Source organism: Lactococcus cremoris subsp. cremoris KW2, from assembly GCF_000468955.1.
Classification (GTDB): domain Bacteria; phylum Bacillota; class Bacilli; order Lactobacillales; family Streptococcaceae; genus Lactococcus; species Lactococcus cremoris.
The window spans coordinates 846,092-871,689 of sequence record NC_022369.1; the positions used below are offsets into that span (position 1 = coordinate 846,092).

A 25,598-nucleotide genomic window follows, 5' to 3' on the forward strand; every position below is an offset into this window, starting at 1 on the left:
AAAACTAAAGCTGACAAATCCAATTTGAGGAGTTGAGAGTTGAAAGTCAGCTTATGGTATAATAGTTTTATGAACTTGATAGATGGAAAAGCACTTGCAGCTAAAATGCAAGCTGAGTTGAAAGTTAAAGTCGATAAATTAAAAGAAGCAGGCAGTGTTCCTGGACTTGCTGTTATCCTTGTGGGTGAAGACCCAGCAAGTCAAATCTATGTCCGAAATAAAGCCCGTCAAGCAACGGCAATTGGTTTGAATTCTAGCGTAGTCCGTCTACCAGAAACAGTTTCAGAAAAAGAGCTTTTGGAGCTGATTGAACAATATAATCAATCAGAACAGTGGCATGGTATTTTGGTTCAATTACCTTTACCAAAACATATTTCTGAAGAAAAAGTTTTATTAGCAATTGACCCTGAAAAGGATGTAGATGGTTTTCACCCAATGAATATGGGGCGTTTGTGGGCTGGAAATCCGTTGATGATTCCTTCAACACCAGCTGGAATTATGGAGATGTTCCGTGAATATAATGTCGAACTTTCGGGAAAACGTGCGGTGGTGATTGGGCGTTCAAACATTGTTGGAAAACCAATGGCACAGTTACTGATGATGGCAGATGCGACGGTGACAATTGCTCATTCAAGAACAAAAAACTTACGAGAATTAACTAAAGAAGCGGATATATTAGTGGTAGCCATTGGTCGTGACCGGATGATTAAAGCGGATGATGTTAAAGATGGAGCAGTTGTCATTGATGTCGGAATGAATCGTGATGAAGACGGAAAATTGCATGGCGATGTTGATTTTGATGAAGTCAAAGAAGTTGCAAGTTTGATTACTCCTGTTCCTGGTGGAGTTGGTCCAATGACCATTACAATGTTGATGGAACAAACGGTGCGTGCGGCAACAAGAAAAATGAATGAAAATAGTAACTGATAAGAATAGATGAAAGAGTAATTAAGTTTATAAGCAAAGTTCTCCTCAATTATTGATAATAAATAATTGGTCAGGACATAAACTTTTTACTTTTTTTCGATTTTACAAAGTAGAGTAAAAATTGACAAGTTGTCAGTAAAATTAATTAGAGAAATATGAAGAGTGAGGGAATGACAGAATATTTATCAGTATCAACCTTAACAAAATATTTGAAAGCAAAATTTGAACGTGACCCTTATCTTGAGCGCGTGTATTTGACAGGGGAAATTTCAAATTTTAGAAGAAGACCTAATCATCAGTATTTTGCCCTTAAAGATGAAGGGGCTGTGATTCAAGCGACGATGTGGGCAGGGCAATTTCGTAAGTTGGATTTTGAATTGGAAGAAGGGATGAAAGTACTTGCGATTGGACGTATTAGTATTTATCCCCCTTCTGGGTCATATTCTATAAATATTGAGAGTTTAGTTCCTGATGGAGTTGGAGCGCTTGCCCTTAAGTTTGAACAATTGAAGAAAAAATTGGCGGCAGAAGGACTTTTTGACCAACGTTGGAAACAAAATCTACCACAATTTTCCAAAAAAATTGCAGTGGTCACGAGTCCATCAGGAGCGGTGATCAGAGATATTATTACAACCGTTCAACGCCGTTTTCCAATGAGTCAAATTGTCTTATATCCGACTAAAGTTCAAGGGGCTGGCGCGGCCGAAGAAATTTCTGAAAATATCCGACGCGCCAATGAACGTGGCGATTTTGATGTGATGATTATTGGTCGGGGTGGCGGCTCTATCGAGGATTTATGGGGATTTAATGAAGAGATTGTTGTTCGAGCAATTTTTGAATCACGTATTCCAATTATTTCATCAGTTGGACACGAAACTGATGTGACCTTGGCCGATTTTGTAGCTGATAGTCGTGCTGCTACACCAACCGCCGCCGCTGAATTAGCCACACCAAATACAAAAATTGACTTAATCAATTGGGCAAATGAGCAAGAAAGTCGTCTTTTCAATCGTTTAACTCATTTGATTAAAATTCGTAGAGAGCGACTTGAAAAATTAAGTCAGTCAGTGGTGTTTAGACAACCTGAACGCCTTTACGATGGACATGTACAAAAACTTGACCGATTGTGCGAACGATTGACAGTACTGACAGAAAATAAAGTTGCAAATATGAAGCACCGTTATGAGCTGTCAGCAAATAGATTGATTCCAACCTATAGTAAAATTGTTGAAAGTAAAAAAAATAAGACCGAGCAACTCTATCAGTCTTTGCTTTTATTAGATATTTCAAAAATAAAAGCGCGTGGTTTTTCCCTAATTACTGACGAAAATGGAAAAATCATTAAATCCGTAAACGATGTAAAAAAAGGTCAGGCACTTGATGTGGAATTAACTGACGGACAAGTAAAAGTGGAGGTAAAATAAAAATGGCAACAAAAAAAGAAGAAGTAAAATTTGAAGATAATTTAGCAGAATTAGAAAATATCGTACGTAAGTTAGAATCTGGTGATGTTGCGTTGGAAGATGCAATTGCTGAATTTCAAAAAGGAATGAAAATTTCTGAGACATTGAAAAAAACACTTAATGAAGCCGAACAAACTTTAGTCAAAATCGTCGGTAAAGATGATAATGAAAGTGAATTTTCAGCTGAACAAAAAGAATATTAATAAGTGTTCATGTTATTGGTGACCCATTGCACAAAAAGTACCTGAAGAATCAGGTGCTTTTTAATATTAAAAACAAAATGTTATACGAACTATTTTCGAGAAGATTTTATTAGTTAATAAAGTTACGTATACTACTGAGATTTGAGCTACATTTGTTGTATACTTGGTAATAAGAAAAGACTTTCAAGAGGGGTTTTAGGATGGAATTAAATGCAAAGATTGCAAAACAAATTGTCAAAGACTTAAAAGAAATTATCCACTACAATATTAATTTTATTGACAACACGGGGAAAATTATTGCAAGTACTGATGAGAAGAGAATTGGAACTCTGCATATGGCGGCCATAAAAGTTGTTCAAAATAGAGTAGATGTGATTGTCCATCATGATGATGAATATTCTGGAGCAATTAAAGGGGTTAATCTACCAGTAGTGGTTGGTGATGAAATTGTTGCTGTGATTGGTATTACGGGAGAACCTAGAAAAGTTATCTCATTAGGGAATACAATTAAAAAAATGACAGAAATTCTTATTAGAGAAAATCTTAACCAACTATTAAAAGCCAATCAACAAAAAAACTATAATTCCTTAATAAATATCCTTATTTCAAAAAATAGGGATGAAGAAATGGCAGAATACTTATTTAAGATGTTGAATTTTAAAAGGAACATATCAAGAAATGTAATTGTTGGAAATTTTCGTGATGAACTTCCTTTTGAGGAAGCCGAACAAGTTTTATCCATATTACATAAGTATCTTAAAGTTTATAAAAATGCAGTTTACAATGTTTCTCATCTTGAAGTGGTTATTATTATGGAGACCCAACAAAAAAAAGATTTCGCTTCACTTCTTGAAAAAATTTCTAAAGAAATTAGTCAAAAGACGAATAATAAGATAGTTTTTGCTGTGAGTTGTTCAATCGCAATAGATAATGAGCTATGGAAAAGCAAAAAAGAATGTGATACTATTTTTTCCAGTTTAAGAAATGACAAACAATCCTTTTTAGTATTTTATGATGATTTAGATTTGGAGTTGATTTTATCTGCTGTTGATAGACAGACAAGAAAAGACTATCTAAATAAAATTTTTCAATCACTTAGCGATGAAGAAATCAATGAATTCCAAGAAATTTTCGAGGCCTACGCAAATCATAATGGTTCAATCATTCATGGAGCAGCAGAATTATTTATTCATAAAAATACTTTTCAAAATAAATTAAATAAAATTTATGAGAAAACAGGTTATAATCCACGAGATTTGAAACAATTCTCACAGCTAGATTTTGCTTTTAAGTTATTAAAATACAGGCGGGATAGAGACAAGAAAAGAAAAAATTAAAGTGTTACAGGTAACATTTTTAACCTGATAAATAATTCACAAAAATAGTTCGTAAGCCCTTTCATGAATGAGGCGAAAGGAATATAATATAAAACGAATTATAAAACTTGTTTAGTGCGTTATTATAATTCGATGTCGACATTAACATAAAGTAGAAAGTTTGTATTTTGAGGTAAATTAAAATGAATATCGCTACAATAGTTCCTTGGTGGGCTGCAATTATTGGTTTGTTAGTTGCCATAGGTCTTATTCTAATCAAATTTAATCCAACCTATAGTTTGTTTATTGGTGCAATTGCCGGTTGCCTTTTAGGCGGAGAATCATTGGTTGATACAGTAACAATTCTTACAGCAGGAACCTCAAGTATCATGGGAACAGCTATTCGAGTTCTAGCGGCGGGTTTTCTGGCTGGAGTAATGATGGAGTCAGGAGCTGCTGAATCTATTGCTAATGCAATTGTTGTTAAATTGGGTGATCGTTTAGCAATTTTTTCACTCGCTCTATCAGCAATGATTTTAACCGCTGTTGGAGTTTTTATTCCAGTGGCTGTGCTTATTGTTGCACCGATAGCTTTGGCCGTTGGGAAAAGGTCAAATATTGGGAAATTAGCACTTTTAGTTGCTCTATCGGGAGGTGGAAAAGCGGGTAATGCGATTTCACCAAACCCAAACACTATTGCAGCAGCTGGTGGTTTTCATGTTAACTTGGCCGATGTGATGATTGCAAGTTTTATTCCAGCAGTATTTGGTTTAGCAATGGCAGTCTTGCTAGCAACACTTTTAAAAAATAAAGGGAATCGAGTTGCTGAGCATGATTTAGATGGACTTGCCGAAGAAAAAAATTTAATGCCTCTAAGAAAGGCATTGATTGCTCCTGTTTTAGCGATTATATTATTAATGGTTAATCCAATAGGAACCATGCTTGGTTTGAAATTTTTAACTAATTTAAAAATTGATTCACTTTATATTTTGCCTTTTGCTTCAATTATTGGGACAATTGCCATGGGAAGAGCTAATAAAATTATTGAATATTCGACTGCTGGTTTGAAAAAAATTCAAGATACAGTACTGATTTTGATTGGTGCAGGTGCGCTTGCTGGTCTGATATCAGCATCAAACTTGGCTAAAGAGGTTGTTTTACTTATTCAACACTCAGGAATTTCTGGAACATTCTTAGCTCCACTTGCAGCAATGCTAATGAGTCTTGCTGTTGGTTCTACTTCTACAGCAGTTATATTAACGACAGGTTCTTTTGGGAAAGCCATTTTAGGAACTGGAACCTCTGCGCTTGGTGCAGCAGTAATGGTCAATGCAGGCGGAACAGTTCTTGACGCCGTACCACAAGGAAATTATTTCCATATCACACGGGATGCGATGCATTTGTCTATTAAAGATAGAATGAAAGTCTATCCTTTTGAAAGTTTGGTTGGTTTTACGACGACAGTAGTGGCAACAATTATGTATGGAATAATTTAAAGAGTTAGAAAGGATTGAAGAAAAATGGTGAAAAAATTTGTACTGGCACCAGATTCTTTTAAGGAGAGTATGTCAGCAAAAGAAGTGTGTCAAGCAATGGAACGCGGAATAAAAAAAGTATTCCCAGATGCTGATATTATATCAATTCCGATGGCAGATGGTGGAGAAGGAACAACAGACTCATTAGTTGATGCGACCGCTGGACTTCGAGTTTATAAGACGGTCTCAGGACCATTAGATGGAACTCGTGTCGATGCCTATTTTGGAATACTAGGTAATTCAAATACGGCTGTAATTGAAATGGCTAAGGCTAGTGGGTTAGAATTAGTAGAAAAAAATGATAGAAATCCCTTAATCACATCTACTTATGGAACGGGTGAGTTGATTAAAGCAGCTATTGATGCTGGAGTCAAAAAAATTATTATTGGTATTGGAGGTAGTGCAACGAATGATGGGGGTTCAGGAATGGCAAGAGCCTTAGGCGCAAAATTTCTTGATGAGTATAATCGTTCTATTCCACTTGGCGGAGGATTTCTTGACCAACTTGCTAAAGTTGATATGACAGATTTTGATGTACGTGTTAAAGACATTGAAATTATCATTGCAAGTGATGTGACCAACCCTTTAGTGGGGGAAACGGGAGCATCCGTTGTATTTGGCCCTCAAAAAGGGGCCACCGCAGAAATGATAAGTAAGTTGGATCATAATCTGGAACATTACGCAGATGTTATTTTCAATACCCTTGGTAAAGACATCAAAGATTTACCTGGTGCAGGAGCAGCTGGTGGTTTGGGTGCAGGTTTGATTGCTTTTACCAATGCAAAAATGCAGCTTGGAATTGATATTGTAGCTGAAACAACAGGTCTTGATGAAAAAATAAAAGAAGCTGATAATGTTTTTACAGGTGAGGGGGGAATGGATTTTCAAACTAAATTCGGAAAGGCGCCGTTTGGCGTTTCTCGAATTGCAAAGAAATATCACAAACCATGTTTTGCTTTGGCAGGGTATATTGGTAAAGATGTAGAAGTTCTTTATGATGAAGGAATGACCGCTATATTTGGGATACAAGCAAAAGCCCAAGTCTTATCTGAAGCCATCCTTGAGGGTCCTAAAAACGTTGAGAGAACAAGTGAGAATATTGCCAGGATGCTCCTTTTAATATGATCTCAAAACTACTAGCAATTGTTATAAATGTCAAAGAGGGAAATGACCCTGTGGTTGCAGTAGACAGATACCTTTCTGAACATTTTCCTTTAATAGAAGGACAGGAAATCAAAATTATGAAAGAACGTATTTTGATTAAAAGTCTCCTCTATCAGTTATTGTCATTAGAGTATTTGGCTGAAAAGGATGAGGAGCTTGGGAGGTATTGTTTGTATCATTACATCAATTGTCTGACAGAATTTGAACAAAATTTTAGAGATAATCTCTTAATTAGTCTAGAAATCATTCAAAAATTATAAAATATAGAGTATTTACCACTAGTTCTACGTAACCTTCTTCCTTACAGGGTTTTAGATATAAAATAAATTTTACTTAAATAATCACGGTTTTTAACCGTGATTTTTGGTATAATTAGGGTAATGGATACGAAGATATTAAAGCTAGAACATTTTTTAACTGAATTTTATGAAAGCGCTGAATTTCCAAAAGGATTAGCTGAGCCAGCAAAATATTCCTTAATGGCGGGCGGTAAACGAATTCGTCCTCTCCTTTTTTTGAATCTTTTGGAAGCTTTTGATTTGGAAGTTACAACGGCCCATTATCAAGTAGCCGCAGCGCTTGAAATGATTCATACGGGCTCGTTAATTCATGATGACTTGCCTGCGATGGACAATGATGATTATCGTCGTGGAAAGTTGACGAATCATAAAAAATTTGATGAAGCGACAGCAATTCTGGCTGGGGATACTTTATTTTTCGACCCTTTTTATGTTCTTTCAAGTAGCGAATTGTCGGCGCAAACAATTGTATCATTGACCCGCGAATTGGCTTATGCCTCGGGCTCGTATGGAATGGTTGCTGGTCAAATTTTGGATATGGCTGGTGAAGGTAAAGATTTAACTTTGACTCAGATTGAGCAAATTCATCGATTAAAAACGGGTCGACTTTTAACTTTTCCTTTTGTGGCTGCTGGAATCGTGGCCCAAAAAACAAACCAAGAAATCGAAAAACTTCGTGTAGTCGGACAAATTTTAGGATTAGCTTTTCAAATTCGTGATGATATTTTAGATGTGACGGCCACTTTTGCTGAACTGGGTAAGACACCTGGAAAGGATGTTTTAGAAGAAAAGTCGACTTATGTTGCGCATTTAGGGCTTGAAGGAGCTAAAAAATCACTGACAGATAAGTTGTCAGAAGTAAAAAAATTACTGACAGAGTTGAATGTTACTGACAGCTCCGAGATTTTCAAAATAATTGAACAACTGGAAGTGGAATAAATGTATTTTGAACTTAGAATTCTCACAGAGAATGATAAAAATATCATTGAGCATTTTTTTGAAGAAGCCAGTGATTATGCTATTCTTGAGAGCGGAGAGTCAAATCCTCAGCTTGAATGTGAGAGCCTTTTGAATGATTTACCGCCTGAAAAAACTAAATCCGACAAGTTTGTCTATGGAATTTTTAACGATAAGAGTATTTTGATTGGTCTTGTGGATTTATTGAAAGATTTTCCAACAAAAGGTGAATTTATGCTAGGGTTGCTTGAGTTTGTTCCAGAAGTTCGGCATCAAGGTTTAGGTAAAGCGGTTCATGAAATTTTGGTCGAAAAAGTTCGTCATTTAGGTGCTAATAGTTTGAGAATAGGTGTATTAGAAGTCAATATTGCTGCTTTGAAATTTTGGAAATCATTAGGATACATAAAATTTAAAGAAACAGAACTAGAATTTGGAAGTAAAAAGCAAAAAATAGATGTGATGAGATTAAATCTATGACAAAACTTGATATTTACTCAGATAAAAAATATGAACTTGCGGTAAAAAACTATCTACTTTCCGATACTAGCCATACGGGTTCAGCACAAAGTATGGTTGAACGCTGTAAAATGGATTCTGAAAAGTTTCCAATAGTTATTTTGAATGATGAAAATAAACTGGTTGGTTGCTTTATATTGGACATTGGTTTAGGACCACGACAGTATGGTTTTCTTGATGGAGATGTCGCTTTGCTTCGGGCTTTTTCAATTGATGATCGCTTTCGAAGACAAGGTTATGCGTCAACAGCATTGGATAAACTCTCAAATTTCGTACATCAATATATTTCTAATAACCTAAGCCGTATTGTTTTGGCTGTCAATGAAGAAAATATTGCAGCTCAGAAAACTTACGAAAAATCTGGTTTTAAAAAAACTTTGCAGACTTCTGAGGGAAAACTAGGACTCTTGTTTATTATGGAAAAAGAGATTTGATTGATACATTTTTAGAAAAAATACGTATAATAAAGAAAGATACAAATGAAAGAAAGAATTGACGTACTTGCCACAAATCAAGGACTTTTTGAAACACGGGAACAAGCCAAAAGAGGAGTAATGGCGGGTTTAGTTGTTGATAGTAAGTCTGGGGAACGTTATGATAAACCTGGTCAAAAAATTGATGATGGAACGGAACTCCGACTTAAAGGTGAAAAATTACGATATGTTAGTCGAGGAGGGTTAAAATTAGAAAAAGCGCTCAAAGAATTTAATATAAAAATTGAAGGAAAAACCTGTCTTGATATTGGATCATCGACGGGAGGATTTACTGATGTGATGCTCCAAAATGGAGCAAAATTAGTGTATGCTTTAGATGTTGGAACCAATCAGTTGGCTTGGAAAATTCGCTCTGATGAACGAGTCGTTGTGATGGAACAATTTAATTTTCGTAATGCCCTTCTAAGCGATTTTGAGCAAGGAAGACCGGCCTTTACAAGCATTGATGTCAGTTTTATCTCACTGGAGTTAATTCTCCCACCCCTTTATGAAATTTTAGAAGAAGGTGGAGAAGTAGCTGCACTTATTAAGCCGCAATTTGAAGCAGGACGTGAGCAAGTCGGAAAAAACGGAATTATCCGCGACCCAAAAGTTCACAAAATGACCATTGAAAAAGTTTTAGCAGCAGCGACTCGCCTTGGATTCTCAATAAAAGGCTTGACCTTTTCACCAATCAAGGGAGGAGCTGGAAACGTCGAATTTCTTGTCCATTTACTTAAAGATGGAAAAGCCGAAATATCTCAGCAGATTAATATTGAATCAGTTTTACAAGAAGAAAGCGAAGAACTATGAAAAGAGAAGAACGATTAAACTTTATTGCTCAATTTATCCGAGAAAATGAAATTAAAACTCAAGAAGAACTTGTGAATACCCTTTTAACTCATGGAATTGATGTCACTCAAGCAACCGTTTCGCGTGATATAAAATCACTGGCTTTAATTAAAGTTCCGGCTGAGTCGGGTGGTTATCGATATGACTTACCTAAAAATAAGGAAGTTTTACAATCAAGTCTTCACAAAGCTTTAGCTTTTGATGCAATTACAGGTGTAAAGATGAAAGATAACATGCTTTGGATCCTTGCAAATCCTGGAACAACCAGTCTTGTGAAAAATTATCTTCTGGAAGAATATGGAGACGATATTTTTTCAATTATCATTGATGACGATAGTGCCTTGGTTATTTTTGAAATCGAAGAAGAAGCTAAAACACTTTATAATTTACTGACAGAGTTTTAAATTTACTGATTAAATATTTGATAAGTCGCCAGAAAAAAGAGTTGAGGCAGCTTATTCATTGTGGGCCAATTGTTTATAGCTGTCAGTAAAAAATATAATGATAGAGATGCCCAAAAGGACAAGTCAAGGCTGTTGGAGTACTGACAGCCTTGTTAATTATTTTTGAGAAAGGAAATTTGATGTTACAAGAGATTTCAATCAAAAATTTTGCAATTATTGAAGAAATTCATCTTTCATTTGAAAGTGGAATGACTATTTTAACTGGGGAAACAGGGGCTGGAAAATCAATTATTATTGATGCCATGTCCTTATTATTAGGTGGACGTGCATCAAGTGATTTCGTGCGTCATGGCGCTAGTAAAGCCGAAATTGAGGGTCTCTTTTTCTTTGAAAAAACACCAGAATTAAATTCTGCTTTATTAGAATTGGGCTTTGAAGAATTAGATTCTGAAATTATTTTGCGACGTGAAATTTTTGCAAATGGTCGCTCTGTCTGTCGAATTAATGGACAAATGGTCAATTTGGCAAGACTTCGTCAAATTGGAGAATTTTTAGTAGACATTCATGGTCAACATGACAGTCAAGAACTGATGAATCCTAAAAGTCATCTTCGTTTATTGGATGAGTTTGGAGATGAAAATTTTGAAGTGATTAAAAATAATTACAAAAATAAATTTGAAAACTTCAAAAATCTTCGCCAACAATTGAATCTTCGTCAAAAAAATGAACAAGAATTTGCCCAAAGAATTGAAATTCTCCAATTTCAGGCTGAAGAAATTGAAGCAGCAGAAATTAATCTTGAAGAAGATGAGCTTTTAGTTAATCGCCGTGAAAAATTAAATAATATAAAAAATATTGCAGATTCTCTAAGTACGGCATATTTAGCACTAGATGATGAAGGCAACGACTATTCAAGTCTGAATAATATTCGGACGACAATGACAGAATTGGATAGAATTGGCAATTTTGATAAGGATTATCAAGAACTTGCTGACAAAACTGCTGAAAGTTATTATATATTAGAAGAAGTTGCCAATCAAATTCAAAGCATTATGAGTGATTTGGAATTCAACCCAGCAGAACTCTTGCAGATTGAAGACCGTATTATGACACTGACAACTTTGAGAAAAAAATATGGCCCAACACTTTCTGATGTCATCAATTATTTGGAAAAAGTTCAACTTGAACTTTCAGAACTCACAGGCTCAGAAAATGATTCCGTCAGTCTGGAAAAATCAGTTAAAAATGCCCAAGTTGAACTCCTTGAAGCGAGCCAAGAACTCAATAAAGCCCGTCATCAAATCGCCAAAGAAATTGAAAAAGATATCAAGCATGAACTTTCAGAACTTTATATGGAAAAGGCTGATTTTAAAGTCAGTTTTGATAGTGCGAAATTTTCAGCAAATGGTAATGAGCATGTCGAATTTTTCATTCAAACTAATCCAGGCGAGGGGTTCAAACCATTGGCAAAAACCGCTTCTGGTGGTGAACTTTCACGTTTAATGCTTGCAATAAAATCAAGCTTTTCAAGACGTGAAAATAAAACAGCCATTGTTTTTGATGAAGTTGATACAGGAGTTTCTGGGCGTGTGGCTCAAGCAATTGCCAATAAAATACATAAAATTGCCAGTCATGGACAAGTTCTTGCGATTTCTCATCTCCCCCAAGTAGTGGCAATTGCTGACAGACAATTTTATATTGAAAAAGCTTCGACTGATGATATTACAACCTCGACTGTGCGAAAATTGAATTTTGACGAACGAGTAAAAGAGATTGCAAAAATGCTTGCTGGTGAAGATTTAACTGAAGAAGCACTTGCTCAAGCAAAACGTTTGTTAACTAATTAAAGATAATCTTGGCCTTGGTCAAGGTTTTTTTATTTTTACAATTTTAATGATATGCATAAAAAAAGAAATATTGCAACCACAAATGTGTATATACCAAAACAAAAAAATGATAAAATTAAATTATGGTTACATTATTAATAAAAGGTTATCGGAGGAAATGTGAAAGTAAATAAAGCGTGGATTTATATAATATTGATTTGTTTGGCTTTTCTCATTCATGGTGAATACTATAAAACTTATTTTTCACTTTTTGTTGGTTTTGTAGGAGTTTCGGCGGGACTGCTTTGCATATTATGCGAGGTCATTATCCAAATATTAAGAAATCAAAGAATAAAAAAATGATAACAAAAAGTATTTCGTTAACAAATGTTACTGACAAATTTGGCTAATTGGCCTATAATAACTCTATTCTATGCGCCAACTTCCAAGTCAAAAGCCATAGTTAAAACGCCTTCTCCTATATAAGTTAATGGCGTTTTTTTTTATGAAAATGATGATAATGAAAATTTTTCCTTTAAAAAGTAGTTATTTTGGAGTAAAATCAGATTTTTTACCAGTAAGAATTCCTGTTAAAGTTTTTTTATGAATCAAAATCAATATGTTATAATAAGATATCAACAATATCGAAAAGGAGGAGAGGATCTTTATAACAATTTCATAGACAATTTGAGTATCTTTATTTTATAATTTAGGAGTCAGAAATGAGTAAAACGCGTTTAGAGGCATTTACAGATGCCATTATTGCTATCATCATGACTGTTTTGGTCTTGGAGTTAGTACGTCCTGATTCGGATAGTTTACAAAGTTTTATTGATTTACTTCCGCATCTTGGAGTTTATCTTGTAAGTTTTTTTATTTTAGCAATTTACTGGGTCAATCATCATCATTTATTTCAAAGTATAAAAAAAATCAATGGAAAAGTTTTATGGATTAATATCAGTTTTCTTTTCGTTTTATCACTAATTCCTATTTTTTCAAATTGGGTATCAATATATCCCAATTCATTTATTCCAGAACTAGGTTATGTCATTATCTTTTTCTTTGGAAACTTCATCTACCTTCTATTAACAAGGGAATTATTAAAAATTAATGGTCACCGTAAAACTTCTGAATCAACTGTAAGAAAAAATATCATCAGTGTTGGACTTAATGTCATTAGCATTATTCTTGGATATTTTATTGCACCGGTGATTATGCTCATTGCTTCGGCGTTGATTTTTTCAATGTGGGTCATTCCAGATAAGAACATTGAAAAAATGTTTAAATAAGTATTTTATAAAAATAGAATTTGTATCAAGAAAAATTTGGAAAAACTGACTAAATTGTCTGTCAGTAAATTAAATATAAATTGAGGAGAAAATAATGATTAAAGCATACATTAAATATTGGAAAAAAGCAGGCGATTTCAAAACATATTCAAGTCGTTCAGATTACTGGTGGGTTTTCTTGGCGAATTTCATTATCTTTGCTATTCTAAGCTTTTTTAATTTTATGATTATGATACCAAGAGCTGCCAAAATCATGAATCAAGCAGGTGACTCATCTCAAGCAGAAATCATTCGACAAGTCACGGATTTATACACAAATCCTACAGGTGGAGCATTAGTGATTATTATCATTACAGCTATTGCTGGTTTGGCTATTCTTATTCCAAGCGTTAGTCTGACAGCCCGTCGTTTGCGAGATGCACGTCTTCCTTGGTGGATTTCTCTCATCTTTGGTTTATCAGCCATTTATGGTTTACTTACAATGTTTATTCATCAAGAAATGCTTCAACAGTTAGGATTCATTTTTAACTTAATCACTTTCATTGTCTATATCCTCTGTCTTTTCCCAACAAAATATGGAGTTGAGGAAGAAGATGACTCAAGATCTTATGAATAGTACAAAAAAGAAAGGTAAAATATGATACAAGCTTATAAAAAATTTTGGCAAGGGACTTTTGTTTTCAATAAAAGAACAAGTCGTAAGGATTTTTGGATGGCTTTATTCACCCATCTGATTATTTTTGTGGTTTTACTAAAGGGCTATAATTTTTTTAACGGATTGGGTTATTTCCAACTGCCAGTTTTATGGCAATCAATCGCTTCATTTTTACTTTGGCTTTTGTGGGTATATTTTTTAGGAAGTTTACTAGCCTTCTTGGCCATAACAGTTCGACGATTAAATGATGCTGATTTGCCTTGGGGATTAGTATTTCTAAATCTTGTTTTTGGCTTAGGAACTCTTGTACTATTGGTTCTCAATTTATTTCCAAGTTCTCCTAAAAGAGACAAGTTTAAAGAGTTTGAATTAAAAAATAGTTCTAATTTTATTGCTTTAAAAGACCCTGAAAATTTTTCAGAAATGTTTAAAGATTATTTTAAAAATTATTTTGAATTTCGAGGAAATGCTAGCAGAAGAAATTTTTGGTGGGTTCAAATTGGCTGGGGAGCCCTTACTTTAATTTTTATTATTCTGATTTGTGCCAGTGGACAATTTGACCAAGTAATGTTTGGCCGTGATTTTATCGGAACAGTTTTATTAAAACTAGTATTTATCCTTTTCCTTATCGGTAGCTTTATGCCTGAACTGACCATACACGTACGTCGCTTAAGGGATGTAGGTTTAAGTGATTTAGGTCTTTCTATTCTTTTGGGAGTTACGGCAGGAATGACTATACTTTATCGTATCTTTGCAAATATGATTAAAATGACTTATAGCACAAGTCACTATCAATTATTTCAATATCTGATGTTTCTATTAGTAATGATTTGTTGGATTAGCCTCATTATTATTGAGCTAATGGCTAGTGGCGAATTAAAAAAAAGTGAAAAAAATTCATTATTTATAAAAATAGACTGATTCATTTCAGTCTATTTTTAGTATTCATTGCTAAACTATAAAAAGGCTTCGTTTACACCACTTGTAAATTAAATTGACATTGAAAAAGGTAGAGATAGACCTAATCGATCTCAATGTAAGCGACTTCTTACAAAAAATCTTTACATAATCATGTAAACTACTACAAAAATGGAAAAAAAGTGATATAATAAATTGTAAGTATACAAGGAGGACGGCGCTCTTGCCAAAAACAATAGCATTTAAGCACGATACAGTCCTATTACATGAGACTGTGGACATGCTTGAAGTCAAGCCAAATGGAATTTATGTTGATGCGACACTAGGTGGCGCAGGACATAGTGAGTATCTTCTTAGTAAACTAACTACTGGTCATCTTTATTCATTTGACCAAGATGAGACCGCTCATGCAAACGCAAAAGTACGTTTGAGTGAGCAACTTGCAGAAGATAAAGTAACATTGATAAAAAGTAATTTTCGTAATCTAAAATCGGCGTTAGCTGAATTAGACATAACGAAAATCGACGGAATTCTTTATGATTTAGGTGTTTCTAGCCCCCAATTCGATGATAGTCAGCGTGGTTTTTCATATAAAAAAGAAGCTCGATTAGATATGCGAATGGATCAAAGTCAAACACTTTCTGCCTATGAAGTTGTAAATGATTATCCTTATGAAGCATTGGTTCGAATTTTTTTCCGCTATGGCGAAGATAAATTTTCTAAACAGATTGCTCGTAAGATTGAACAAAGTAGAAAAATTAAACCAATTGAGACAACAATTGAGCTTGCAGATTTGATTAAATCGGCATTACCTCAAAAAGAACTCAAGAAAAAAGGGCATCCAGCCAAACGTATATTCCAAGCTATTCGTATAGAAGTAAATGACGAGCTTGGGGCGGCAGAAGAATCAATTGAACAGGCCATTGACCTATTAAAAGTTGATGGACGAATTTCGGTAATCACTTTTCATTCTTTAGAAGATCGTCTGACGAAATCTATATTCAAAGAATATAGTACAGTCAATGTTCCTAAAGGATTACCGATGCTTCCTAAAGAAATGGAAGCAAAACTAAAATTGATTAATCGAAAGCCAGTGCTCGCTAGTGAAGAAGAACTGGAATTTAATAATCGAGCTCATAGTGCAAAATTACGAGTCGCACAAAAGCAAAGAGATTAATTAAGAAATATGTTGGTCTAATAAACGGGTTTTTCCCACTTGAGGATTGATTTTGGATGTCTTATATAAGTGAATAATATTGTTCAGTTTCTCCAATTTTAAAGGTTGAGAGAATGCTGAATTCCTTTAGTAAGATAAACGAGTGGAGGCAACAAATGGCAGCACAGCCAAAAGAATACTTCGATATAGAAACTGCGGCAAAAAAAGATAGCTATCTTATTGATACTGAGACTTTAGCGCCAGAAGTTCTAGCAAGTAAGTTTAAAAAATTTAGTGGTGTGGAAAAAGTATTCTACTTGACGATGGTAGTTGCTGCTTTAGTGTTGGCTGTTGGGCTACTTTATGTAAAAACCAAAACGCTTGAAGTCCAAGGGAATACAATGGATTTGAGAACAAAAATTTCTCAAGAAACCACACGTAAATCCGAATATGATCAACAAATTTTAGATCTAACATCTGGTAATAGAGTGTTAGATGCAGCAAACAAAGCAAGTTTAAAAGCAAATCCATCTAATGTATTGAAAGCAACGAAATGATAAAATTTTTAAGAAAACTAATTTTTTTCCTTTTAGAAAAGTATCACGAAATGCCAGAAAAACGAATTGGAGTCCAGAAAGAAATCGTAAACGAGTAGGTAAGAGCCTGTTTTTCCTAGCTATTGCGCTGTTTACGGTTTTTATATTTCGTTTTGTCTGGTTAATTACCGTCAACCATGTCGGTGATACCAATCTTAAAGAGATGGCTAAGAGTAATTATCAGAGTACGGTACCCGTTCAAGCAAAGCGTGGAACGATTTATGATCGGACAGGAACGCCCATTGCGGTCGACTCTAGTACTTATACAATTTATGCCGTCATTGATAAAACGCAGGTTGATTCAAATGGAAACCCTCTCTATGTTAAGAAAGAGGATTTTGATAAAGTCGCTACATTTTTAAGTAGTAAACTTAAGATTGACCGTAGCTTAATTGAAAAACAACTTAATTCTAAGTTAAAACAAGTTCAATTTGGTGCAGAAGGAAGTAATATTTCCTTGCAACAGATGCAAGAGATTCAAAAGGCAGCAGAGAATGAAAAAATAGTTGGGCTTGGTTTTACGTCTAATGTGTCTCGTTCTTATCCATTTGGAAATTTTGCTTCTCAATTTATTGGAATTGCTCGTCCTAAAGATGAAAATGGTTTTCAAACCTTAAAAGGGGACATGGGCTTAGAAAAAGCCTTTGATAACGTTTTGAGTGGTGAAAATGGTCAAGAAACATACCAAAAAGATATTTACGGTCGTCCGATTCCGGGAACAACGAAAGTAGATAAAGCTGTTAAAAATGGTCAAGATGTTTATACAACTCTTGATGCTCAACTTCAAAGAAACCTTGAAGGTTATATGGACAAAGCCGCTACGGATACTGGAGCTCAACAGCTTTCAGGAACCTTGGTTGATGCCCATACCGGTGAGATTTTAGCCACAAGTCAACGTCCAACTTATACGGCAACCACAATCAATAGTGCAGAAAAACAAAAATATTTTACATGGAATAGTTTGCTTTCACAATCAGCTTTTGAACCGGGTTCAACATTTAAGACTTTCTTAATGGCCGGCGCATTAGATAGTGGTAAAGTTAATCTTAACGAAACTTATCAACGGAAACTTCAAGTTTATGATACAACGATTAATGACTGGGACGTCACGGAAAATAAAAGTTATACTTTGCCAGAAACCGTAACCTATGCTCAAGGTTTTGCTTTATCTTCAAATATTGGGATGAGTAAGATTGAAATGAATATGGGTGATGCTTTATGGGGAAGTTACCTTAATAAATTTAAATTCGGTCTAAAAGTACGGGCTGGATTAGATGGTGAAAATCCAGGGGCGCTTCCTTCATCAAATGCGGTTTCACAAATTCAATCTTCATTTGGTCAAGGGGTTGCAGTCACGCCGCTTCAATTGATAAGAGGCTGGACTGCCATTGCTGGAAACGGAACAATGCTTGAACCGCATATTGTCAGCAAAGTAGTCGATACGAACACCAAAACAAGCTTAACTTCTAAAGCAGAAGTAGTTGGACATCCTGTTTCCAATGAAGCTGCAAGTGGGGTACGAGACTTGATGCTTACTGTAAATACTGACCCAGTTTACGGAACTTCTTATTCAACAGCAGGAGATCCTGAGCAAGATCTTGCGGCGGGACCATTGTTTATGGTAAATGGAGAACCAGCTGCAGTGAAAACAGGGACTGCCCAAATCGCAGCGACTACTGGTGGATATATGACTGGTTCTCAGGATTATCTTTATTCAGCTGTAGTGATGTATCCTGCTAAGAATCCTGATTTTATCTTTTATATGAATGTCAAAATTCCTTCAGAACCTTGGACGCTTAAATATATTGCTCGGGTAGCAAATCCTTTGTTAACAAGTGCAGAAGCAATGAAGGGTGATTTAACGGCTTCTTCTAGTACTGATTCTGACATTAAAGCAGGAAAAGTGACAATTGAGAATTACAAAGGTAAGGATTCAGGTGATACGGCGGATAACTTGCGTCGTACGGTCATCAGTCCAGTTATCATTGGAACAGGTGCTAAAGTAACAGCTCAATCAATTGCTGAGGGTGAAAAGGTTGCGGCGAATACACGAATTTTACTTTTAACTAACGATAAAGATCAGGTGATGCCTGATATGTATGATTGGTCTAAAAAAGAAGTTGAACAGTTAGCAAATTGGTTTGGGATTAAAGTGACTTATGAAGGTTCAGGAAATAAAGTCTTGACCCAAAGTATTGAAACTTCAACTAATGTCAAAAAAGGTCAAACGCTCACTGTAAAAATGGGTAATTAAGTAGAATTTAAATTTATCAATTTGGGGCTCCACAAAGTTGGTCTTTGTGGAGCTTCAAAAATTAGGAGAAGAAAATGTTATTGAATGGAATAGTGGCGGCGGTAATTACAATGATTATAACAATCATTGGTATTCCTCGCTTCATTATGTTCTTCCACAAGAAAAAATTGGGTGGACAGCCAACACTTGAAGATGTGAAGCAACATGCTAGTAAAGCCGGAACTCCCACGATGGGTGGATTTGTCTTTGTGGTTGTCAGCTTGGTTGTTTCATTGGTTGCGGCTTTGGTTTTTGGAAAATTTAGTCCAGCTTTTATTACCGCTTGGTGGGTTTTTGCCATGTATGCTGTCATTGGTTTCTTGGATGACTTCTTGAAAGTCTTCAAACAAATTAATGAAGGTTTGACAGCTAAACAAAAAATGCTCGCTCAAATTTTAATTGGGATTGTTTCATATTTTATTTACAGTCATGGTGAAAAATCACATATCATTCATATTTTGAGTTGGCAAGTTAATATTGGGATTTTCTTCTCTATTTTCATTATTATTTGGCTAGTGGGCTGGTCAAATGCGGTCAATCTTACTGATGGAATTGATGGATTGGCTTCAATTACTGTCGCGATTTCACTGACAGCTTATGCAGTTATTGCTGTTGTTCATCAGCAGTATGATGTTTTACTGATTATTCTGTCAGTAATTGGTGGTCTACTTGGATTCTTCGTTTTCAATCACAAACCGGCAAAAATTTTCATGGGTGATGTGGGTTCATTAGCCTTAGGTGGATTTCTTGCTATTGTTTCAATCTTGCTTCATGCAGAATGGACCTTACTTTTAATTGGTGCTGTCTATGTGATTGAAACACTTTCAGTGATGTTACAAGTGGCCTACTTCAAGAAAACTGGTGGTAAACGTATTTTTAGAATGACACCTATTCATCATCATTTTGAACTTGGAGGTTTTTCTGGGAAAGCTGCTGGTTGGTCAGAATGGAAAATTGACATTGTTTTCTGGCTCTTCACGGCTGTTCTGTCAGTAATCGCGCTTTGTATTTACTTCGCTTTTTAATTAATAAATTTACTGACAGAATGGTCAGTGAAAAGTCGCTCTTGTGAGCGGCTTTTTTTTATTTAAAAAATCTAATAGTTTGCTGACAGAATACTCAAGAAAATATTATTTACCTTTTAGAAAAGCTTAAGCTTGACTTGGGTTGAAATTAAGTTTTAACAATTATAATCAATTTATCAATAAAAGAAAGGATAAGAAAATGAAAAAGGTTTTTAGGCTGTTAAAGGGAAGAGAAATTATTTTTGTTTCATTGTTAACATTGATTATTGGTGGAGTCGGTGGTTTTTTCATTGGTAGAAGTCAAACTAATCAGTCACAGCAAACCAATTTTCAAAAGCAAATGCAAAATCGCTTTGGACAAAATAGAGAAAATCCGGACACTAATAGTGGAGCAACGACAGGTGGCTCAAATGGTCAGTCAGGTAATACTAATAATTCAGGAACTACCCAAAATAGTGATGAGAGTGGGACAGCATCTGTTTAAAGAATTAAGTAGTTTTTAAGGACCTTGAGCCAATCATTTACACTAGTCTTTATTTTTAATCAATTGGCTGATGTGCTTAAAATCAACTTACAATAATAAAGTCTAAATCAAAATATATATTTTTAATCTAGACTTAGAAATGAGGAAAATATGGATTTTATAAGACGTGCTTGGCTTTTCACTAAAGCCAAAATTGGACGGACAATATTGTTAATTGTTGCTTTTTCGGCAATTTTAATTTTTGTTCTTTCAGGATTAATTATTAATAGTGCTGCCAATGTTTCTATTGATAATGCTAAAAAATCTGCTGGAGCAACCGTGTCACTCTCTGTTAATATGCAAAATGTTATCAAAGAAGCACAAAGTAGTGCGACATCAAGTTCAAGCAGCAGTTCTAGTTCAAGTGCTACCGCTACTGAGGGGAAACGATTTAATATTGATTTGCCAACTATTGATGAATCAACTGCTCAAAAGATTGCCAAACTTGACGGTGTTAAGTCAGCAAGTTTTACTTATCAAGCTTCAGCTTCCGCAAGTTCTGGCATTGAAAAAGTTTCCACGAGTAGTAGTTCCTCAAGTAGTTCAACGGGGACACAAGCAGCTGGTGGTTTTGGTGGTCGTGAAGGAGGCATGGGTGGTGCTTCACAAGAAGACTTCACAATCAGTGGGACAAATGATTTAGCCGCAAACACAACATTTACAAGTTCTTATAAAATGAGTTCGGGACGAGCAATCAAAGCTTCAGATGAAGGAACAAATAATGTTGTCATTGAATCAACTTTGGCCAGTCAAAATTCTTTAAAAGTTGGCTCTACTTTCGTTATTAAAGATAGCAATAGTAAAACTTATACGATGACTGTTGTTGGGATTTATACGACAACAAGTAGTTCGACTGAAAATTCTATCCAATACATGAATACCATGTACACAGCACTTTCTGTGGCAAATGCAATCAAAGGTACAACAGGTAAAGTATCTAATGCAACTTACAGCATGGAAAATCCCGCACAAGCAGATACTTTTGTAAAAGCTGCTAATAAATTAGTTAATGACAGTAATTTCCAAGTTTCTAAAAACGATCAAACTTACCAAAATGTAAAATCATCATTGAATAATGTGGCAAGCTTTGCTAGAAATATTGTTCTTATTGTGGCTATTGCTGGTGCTATAATCTTGGCGCTCATCGTCATGCTCATGGTTCGTGAACGTCGCTTTGAAATTGGTGTGTTGATGAGCCTTGGAGAATCTAAAATTAAGATTATTGGACAATTTTTCTTTGAACTCTTTATGGTCATGATAGTTTCTGTCGGAATTGCTTCAGCAGCCGGAAATGTTGTCGGCAATGTCGTTGGACAACAACTTTTGAAACAAGAAACAACTCAAACAACAACGACAACCAACGCAGGGGCACCAGGTGAAAATGGTACGAGAACTCAAGGTCAAAGACCATCAGGAAATGCAGGTGGATTTGTAGGACGTGCAGGTGGAGCCTTCGGATTTGGACAATCAAGTTCTGAAGCAAAAGCGCTTGAAAAATTGAATATTAAGACATCGGCTACTGAAATTCTATTGCTTGTTGCAATTGCAATTCTAATTACACTGATAGCTGTTGGTTTGGCAAGTATTGGAATTTTAAGATTGAATCCAAAACAAGTGTTAACGAATTGATATTTAAAAGAAGAAACAGTCAAATTATTTACTGACAGCTATCATTTTTAGCAAAAAAATAGTTGTTACATTTTGTCAGTAAATTTTAAAAGATGAGAGGAGCAAATATGACTCTAAAAGTTGAGAATTTAACTTATTATTATAGCAATCCCGATGATTATTTATTTAAAGATGTAACCGAAAGTTTTGAAAAAGGAACAATGTATGCCATTCTCGGTCAATCAGGTTCGGGAAAGACAACTTTTCTTTCCTTGCTTGCCGGTCTTGATACTCCTAAATCTGGGACAATGTCTTACAATGATAAGCCAATCAAATCAAGTAATTTAACAAATTATCGGAAGAAAACAGTAAGTACTGTTTTTCAAGCTTATAATTTATTGACTTACATGAGTGCTTATGACAATGTTAAAACAGCCGTAAAAATCTCGTCAGTAAAATTTGAGAACGAGAAAGCGGCTATTGAAGAAGCCCTTAATAAAGTGGGGTTGACCCCAGATTTGATTTATAAACCTGTCAGTAAATTATCAGGAGGACAACAACAAAGGGTAGCCATTGCTAGATCTTTGGTTTTAAACCATGATATCATTATTGCTGATGAACCAACAGGGAATCTCGATGAAGAAACAACGGCACAAATCGTTGAACTTTTTAAAGAAATTGCTCATACAGATAATAAAATTGTGATCCTTGTAACTCACGAAAATGAGGTGGCCAAAGCCTCAGATATAGTTTATACATTAAAACATCGTAAATTTAAAAAAACAGCTTAGAAAAAACCCGTTACAATTAGAGTAACGGGTTTTTTTATTGTACTTATTAGATTTATCTATTAAGCAAAGAAGCGAATGAGGACTCTACCGAGGATGAAAATAAATGCTCAAAATTCGGTAAGACATTTGTAGCAAAGCAATTATTTCCACTAGGTTAGAAATGAAGAAAAACGCAAGATTCGCTGTTTCACCACCAAAAGCGATTATACCAAAGAGTTTGTTGATAAGAATCATCACTTAGGCAACGCTTCTTTAAGATGGCTTTTCTTATATTCAAATCCAAAAGAGTTGATAAATATTACTTATGAAGCCAAGAATAATGATAAATTTATGTTAAAATATTTTTTAGGAGCATAACTATGAATTTAAATTTAAGAGATCTTGAGTATTTTTACCAATTGTCCAAATTACGATCTTTCACTAATGTCGCCAAATATTTTAGAGTAAGTCAACCCACCATTTCTTATGCCATTAAAAGGCTGGAAAGTTATTACGATTGTGACTTGTTTTATAAAGATTCCTCACATCAGGTGGTTGACTTGACGCCAGAAGGTGACCTTTTGGCGATGAGGACAAATGAAATTCTCTCAGAACTAAATCATACTAAAAAAGCAATCCATCGTTCTAGTATGAAGGACTTTAAAGTTGGTTTTCCTCCAATAATAAGTTCTTATCTATTATCAAAGATATTAAAAGAAGAAGAAAGTTTAAACTTTTTAAATGCCTTACATATGATTTATGGCGGTTCAAACGAATTACTGAGTCAGCTTTTAAATGGTGAAATAGATTCAAGCTTACTAGGAAGTTTAGAGAAAATTAAACATCCAGAACTAGAAATTGAAGAACTTTTTCAAAAAGAATTTTTCATTATCATGTCTGACCACCATCCATTAGCGAGCAAGAAAGAACTTGCCTTTAAAGATTTACTTAATGAAGATTTTATCTTGTTGGGCGAACATAATATTCATTTTACTGCTTTTAATTTATTAAACGAGAAATATAACCATTCGGCGAATGCTGTCTTGAAACTTGATGATGCTCATACGATAAAAGAACTGGTGAGAAAAAATTTAGGAATTAGTCTTATGGCAGATATTGGACTATCAGAAGATTTCAAACATCTGGTCAAAATTCCACTTATTGAAGCGGACAAACAATACTTCCATATTAATTATGCTTATCAAAAAATAGCTATTCTTTCTGAAAGTGAAAAAAACTTTTTAGAAATATTGAAAACTTTAAAATAAATTGTAGAAAAAAGCATCATTAATATGATGCTTTTTTGAATTAATAAAAATAGGCAAGCGATACCAAAAAATATCAGGAAATGTTATAATTAGAGTATTATTTGTCTCTTTTATGAAGCAAATGATTTTGTCCAGTCAAAGAAAAATATAAGGAAACTATATTATAATTTATAAATATCAAAAAGATTTATAAAAAATATGATAAGACTAGATAGGAATTAAAGTAAAATGGAAAAAGATTATTTAAAAACAAGATTCGAGCCAGAAGAGTTTGAAAAATTAAAAAAGAAACTTGTCAGATATGAATGTGCATTGGATGTTGTCAGAACTCAGCTTTCCAATTTAAACACCTATTATAATAACTTTGAAGCAATCAATCCTATTGAGCATATTAAACATCGTTTGAAATCTCCAGAGAGTATTGCAGGAAAACTTAAAAAGAAAGGCTTGCCAGTCACAGCAGAAGCTGCTGATGAGCACCTATCAGATATTGCAGGGATTAGGATTATCTGTTCTTATGCCAAAAATATCTATGAGATTGTCGAGATTATTAAAAGCCAAGAGGCCTATACGGTTGTCAGTGAAAAAGATTATTTAAGAAATGTAAAAAAGACAGGATATCGGTCTTATCATATGATTGTTGAAGTCCCTTTGGGCCACCTTTTTGGTGAAGAAACTTGCCGAGTTGAAATCCAGTTAAGAACTTCCGCAATGGATTTTTGGGCCACTCTAGAACATAAAGTCCGTTATAAATATGACGGACAAATTCCTGAACAACTCAGTGGGGAACTTCAGAATTGTGCAGAACAAATTCATGCTCTTGATGAGAGAATGTACCTTATCCATAAAGTTGTGGACATGATTAATCAGTCAGAAGTTGATATTGAAAAGATTGGTTACTGACAGCATTAAGATAAAGAGTTATGAGCTAAAAATAAGAACTTGTCAAACTTCTGATAATCTGTTATACTTATTTAGTATGTTTTTACATACTAATAAAACTGTTCATCCGCTGAGCTTAATTTGCTAAAAGCTGCTTATGATGGGCAAGAGGAGAAAAAAATGAACCTTATCGAATCTATCAACGCTGCGCAACTTCGCACTGATATCCCTGACTTCCGTCCTGGTGACACTGTACGTGTTCACGCAAAAGTTGTCGAAGGAACTCGCGAACGTATCCAGATTTTTGAAGGCGTTGTTATCGCTCGTAAAAACTCAGGAATTAACGAAACTTACACTGTCCGTAAAATCTCAAACGGTGTTGGTGTAGAACGGATCTTCCCAGTTCACACTCCACGTGTTGAAAAAATTGAAGTTATCCGTCACGGTAAAGTACGTCGTGCGAAACTTTACTACCTCCGTGCACTCACAGGTAAAAAAGCTCGTATCGCTGAACGTCGTCGTTAAGATATACCATGAAAACCGCTCTATTGAGCGGTTTTTTTGTTTTCTGATTATATTTAAATTTGAAGGAGGATGTAGAAAAATGCCTAGGGATGAAAAAGGAAGAATAAACAGATAAAATAAATAATAATTAAAGTAAAAAACAACCTCAATGAAGT

25 protein-coding genes and 1 pseudogene are annotated in these 25,598 nt (G+C 34.8%); all 26 read left to right on the forward strand.

Annotation, left to right across the window (positions count from 1 at the left end; genetic code table 11):
- Positions 1–69 precede the first annotated feature (69 nt).
- The 26 genes and pseudogenes from KW2_RS04090 to rplS all read left to right on the forward strand — a co-directional run bounded on the left by KW2_RS04090 (position 70) and on the right by rplS (position 25,443).
- Complete coding sequence (locus KW2_RS04090) at positions 70–927, forward strand: bifunctional methylenetetrahydrofolate dehydrogenase/methenyltetrahydrofolate cyclohydrolase (RefSeq protein WP_011835499.1); 858 nt, start codon at positions 70–72, stop codon at positions 925–927.
- Between the two features lie 170 nt (positions 928–1,097).
- Positions 1,098–2,351, forward strand: a complete 1,254-nt coding sequence (gene xseA, locus KW2_RS04095) for an exodeoxyribonuclease VII large subunit (protein ID WP_021037000.1) — start codon at positions 1,098–1,100, stop codon at positions 2,349–2,351.
- Between the two features lie 2 nt (positions 2,352–2,353).
- On the forward strand, positions 2,354–2,593 hold the full coding sequence (locus KW2_RS04100) for an exodeoxyribonuclease VII small subunit (RefSeq protein ID WP_011835497.1): 240 nt from the start codon (positions 2,354–2,356) through the stop codon (positions 2,591–2,593).
- Positions 2,594–2,793: 200 nt separating this feature from the next.
- On the forward strand, positions 2,794–3,930 hold the full coding sequence (locus KW2_RS04105; protein ID WP_021037001.1) for a CdaR family transcriptional regulator: 1,137 nt from the start codon (positions 2,794–2,796) through the stop codon (positions 3,928–3,930).
- A gap of 182 nt (positions 3,931–4,112) precedes the next feature.
- Positions 4,113–5,405: a GntP family permease gene (locus KW2_RS04110; RefSeq protein ID WP_021037002.1), complete on the forward strand. Its 1,293-nt coding sequence runs from the start codon at positions 4,113–4,115 to the stop codon at positions 5,403–5,405.
- 24 nt (positions 5,406–5,429) lie between these two features.
- On the forward strand, positions 5,430–6,569 hold the full coding sequence (locus KW2_RS04115; RefSeq protein ID WP_021037003.1) for a glycerate kinase family protein: 1,140 nt from the start codon (positions 5,430–5,432) through the stop codon (positions 6,567–6,569).
- A complete protein-coding gene (locus KW2_RS04120) occupies positions 6,566–6,868 on the forward strand; it encodes a hypothetical protein (protein ID WP_021037004.1) in 303 nt (100 codons plus the stop codon). Before KW2_RS04115 ends, KW2_RS04120 begins: the two co-directional genes overlap by 4 nt.
- Positions 6,869–6,988: 120 nt before the next feature.
- The gene (locus KW2_RS04125; protein ID WP_021037005.1) at positions 6,989–7,846 is read left to right on the forward strand and encodes a polyprenyl synthetase family protein; all 858 of its coding nucleotides are present in this window, start codon (positions 6,989–6,991) and stop codon (positions 7,844–7,846) included.
- Entirely contained in the window at positions 7,847–8,341 is a 495-nt protein-coding gene (locus tag KW2_RS04130) for a GNAT family N-acetyltransferase (RefSeq protein WP_021037006.1), read from the forward strand. It begins immediately after the preceding gene.
- Complete coding sequence (locus tag KW2_RS04135; protein ID WP_021037007.1) at positions 8,338–8,814, forward strand: GNAT family N-acetyltransferase; 477 nt, start codon at positions 8,338–8,340, stop codon at positions 8,812–8,814. The genes KW2_RS04130 and KW2_RS04135 overlap by 4 nt, the downstream gene beginning before the upstream one ends.
- Positions 8,815–8,859: 45 nt before the next feature.
- Positions 8,860–9,666, forward strand: a complete 807-nt coding sequence (locus tag KW2_RS04140) for a TlyA family RNA methyltransferase (RefSeq protein WP_014572851.1) — start codon at positions 8,860–8,862, stop codon at positions 9,664–9,666.
- Positions 9,663–10,109, forward strand: coding sequence for an arginine repressor (locus tag KW2_RS04145; protein ID WP_011675823.1), 447 nt, complete (start codon positions 9,663–9,665; stop codon positions 10,107–10,109). Before KW2_RS04140 ends, KW2_RS04145 begins: the two co-directional genes overlap by 4 nt.
- Positions 10,110–10,288: 179 nt before the next feature.
- Positions 10,289–11,956 (forward strand): DNA repair protein RecN, encoded by a 1,668-nt coding sequence (recN, locus tag KW2_RS04150; protein WP_021037008.1) that lies wholly within the window; start codon positions 10,289–10,291, stop codon positions 11,954–11,956.
- 701 nt (positions 11,957–12,657) lie between these two features.
- The gene (locus tag KW2_RS04160) at positions 12,658–13,224 is read left to right on the forward strand and encodes a TMEM175 family protein (RefSeq protein ID WP_021037009.1); all 567 of its coding nucleotides are present in this window, start codon (positions 12,658–12,660) and stop codon (positions 13,222–13,224) included.
- Between the two features lie 94 nt (positions 13,225–13,318).
- Positions 13,319–13,840, forward strand: a complete 522-nt coding sequence (locus KW2_RS04165; protein ID WP_021037010.1) for a DUF805 domain-containing protein — start codon at positions 13,319–13,321, stop codon at positions 13,838–13,840.
- A 21-nt stretch (positions 13,841–13,861) separates the two neighbouring features.
- Entirely contained in the window at positions 13,862–14,800 is a 939-nt protein-coding gene (locus tag KW2_RS04170; protein ID WP_021037011.1) for a DUF805 domain-containing protein, read from the forward strand.
- A gap of 220 nt (positions 14,801–15,020) precedes the next feature.
- Positions 15,021–15,974: a 16S rRNA (cytosine(1402)-N(4))-methyltransferase RsmH gene (gene rsmH, locus KW2_RS04175; protein ID WP_011835489.1), complete on the forward strand. Its 954-nt coding sequence runs from the start codon at positions 15,021–15,023 to the stop codon at positions 15,972–15,974.
- Between the two features lie 155 nt (positions 15,975–16,129).
- Positions 16,130–16,510: a cell division protein FtsL gene (gene ftsL2, locus KW2_RS04180; protein ID WP_011835488.1), complete on the forward strand. Its 381-nt coding sequence runs from the start codon at positions 16,130–16,132 to the stop codon at positions 16,508–16,510.
- Positions 16,507–18,803, forward strand: a pseudogene (locus KW2_RS04185) (penicillin-binding protein). Before ftsL2 ends, KW2_RS04185 begins: the two are co-directional and overlap by 4 nt.
- Before the next feature lie 74 nt (positions 18,804–18,877).
- Positions 18,878–19,867, forward strand: coding sequence for a phospho-N-acetylmuramoyl-pentapeptide-transferase (gene mraY / locus KW2_RS04190; protein WP_011835486.1), 990 nt, complete (start codon positions 18,878–18,880; stop codon positions 19,865–19,867).
- Between the two features lie 199 nt (positions 19,868–20,066).
- Positions 20,067–20,351: a hypothetical protein gene (locus tag KW2_RS04195; protein WP_011675833.1), complete on the forward strand. Its 285-nt coding sequence runs from the start codon at positions 20,067–20,069 to the stop codon at positions 20,349–20,351.
- A gap of 150 nt (positions 20,352–20,501) precedes the next feature.
- The gene (locus KW2_RS04200; RefSeq protein ID WP_021037013.1) at positions 20,502–22,019 is read left to right on the forward strand and encodes an ABC transporter permease; all 1,518 of its coding nucleotides are present in this window, start codon (positions 20,502–20,504) and stop codon (positions 22,017–22,019) included.
- Between the two features lie 107 nt (positions 22,020–22,126).
- Entirely contained in the window at positions 22,127–22,789 is a 663-nt protein-coding gene (locus tag KW2_RS04205) for an ABC transporter ATP-binding protein (protein ID WP_021037014.1), read from the forward strand.
- 359 nt (positions 22,790–23,148) lie between these two features.
- Entirely contained in the window at positions 23,149–24,036 is an 888-nt protein-coding gene (locus tag KW2_RS04210; protein ID WP_011675836.1) for a LysR family transcriptional regulator, read from the forward strand.
- A 228-nt stretch (positions 24,037–24,264) separates the two neighbouring features.
- Positions 24,265–24,939: a GTP pyrophosphokinase gene (locus tag KW2_RS04215; RefSeq protein ID WP_011675837.1), complete on the forward strand. Its 675-nt coding sequence runs from the start codon at positions 24,265–24,267 to the stop codon at positions 24,937–24,939.
- A gap of 159 nt (positions 24,940–25,098) precedes the next feature.
- Positions 25,099–25,443 (forward strand): 50S ribosomal protein L19, encoded by a 345-nt coding sequence (gene rplS / locus KW2_RS04220; protein WP_011675838.1) that lies wholly within the window; start codon positions 25,099–25,101, stop codon positions 25,441–25,443.
- Positions 25,444–25,598 lie beyond the last annotated feature (155 nt).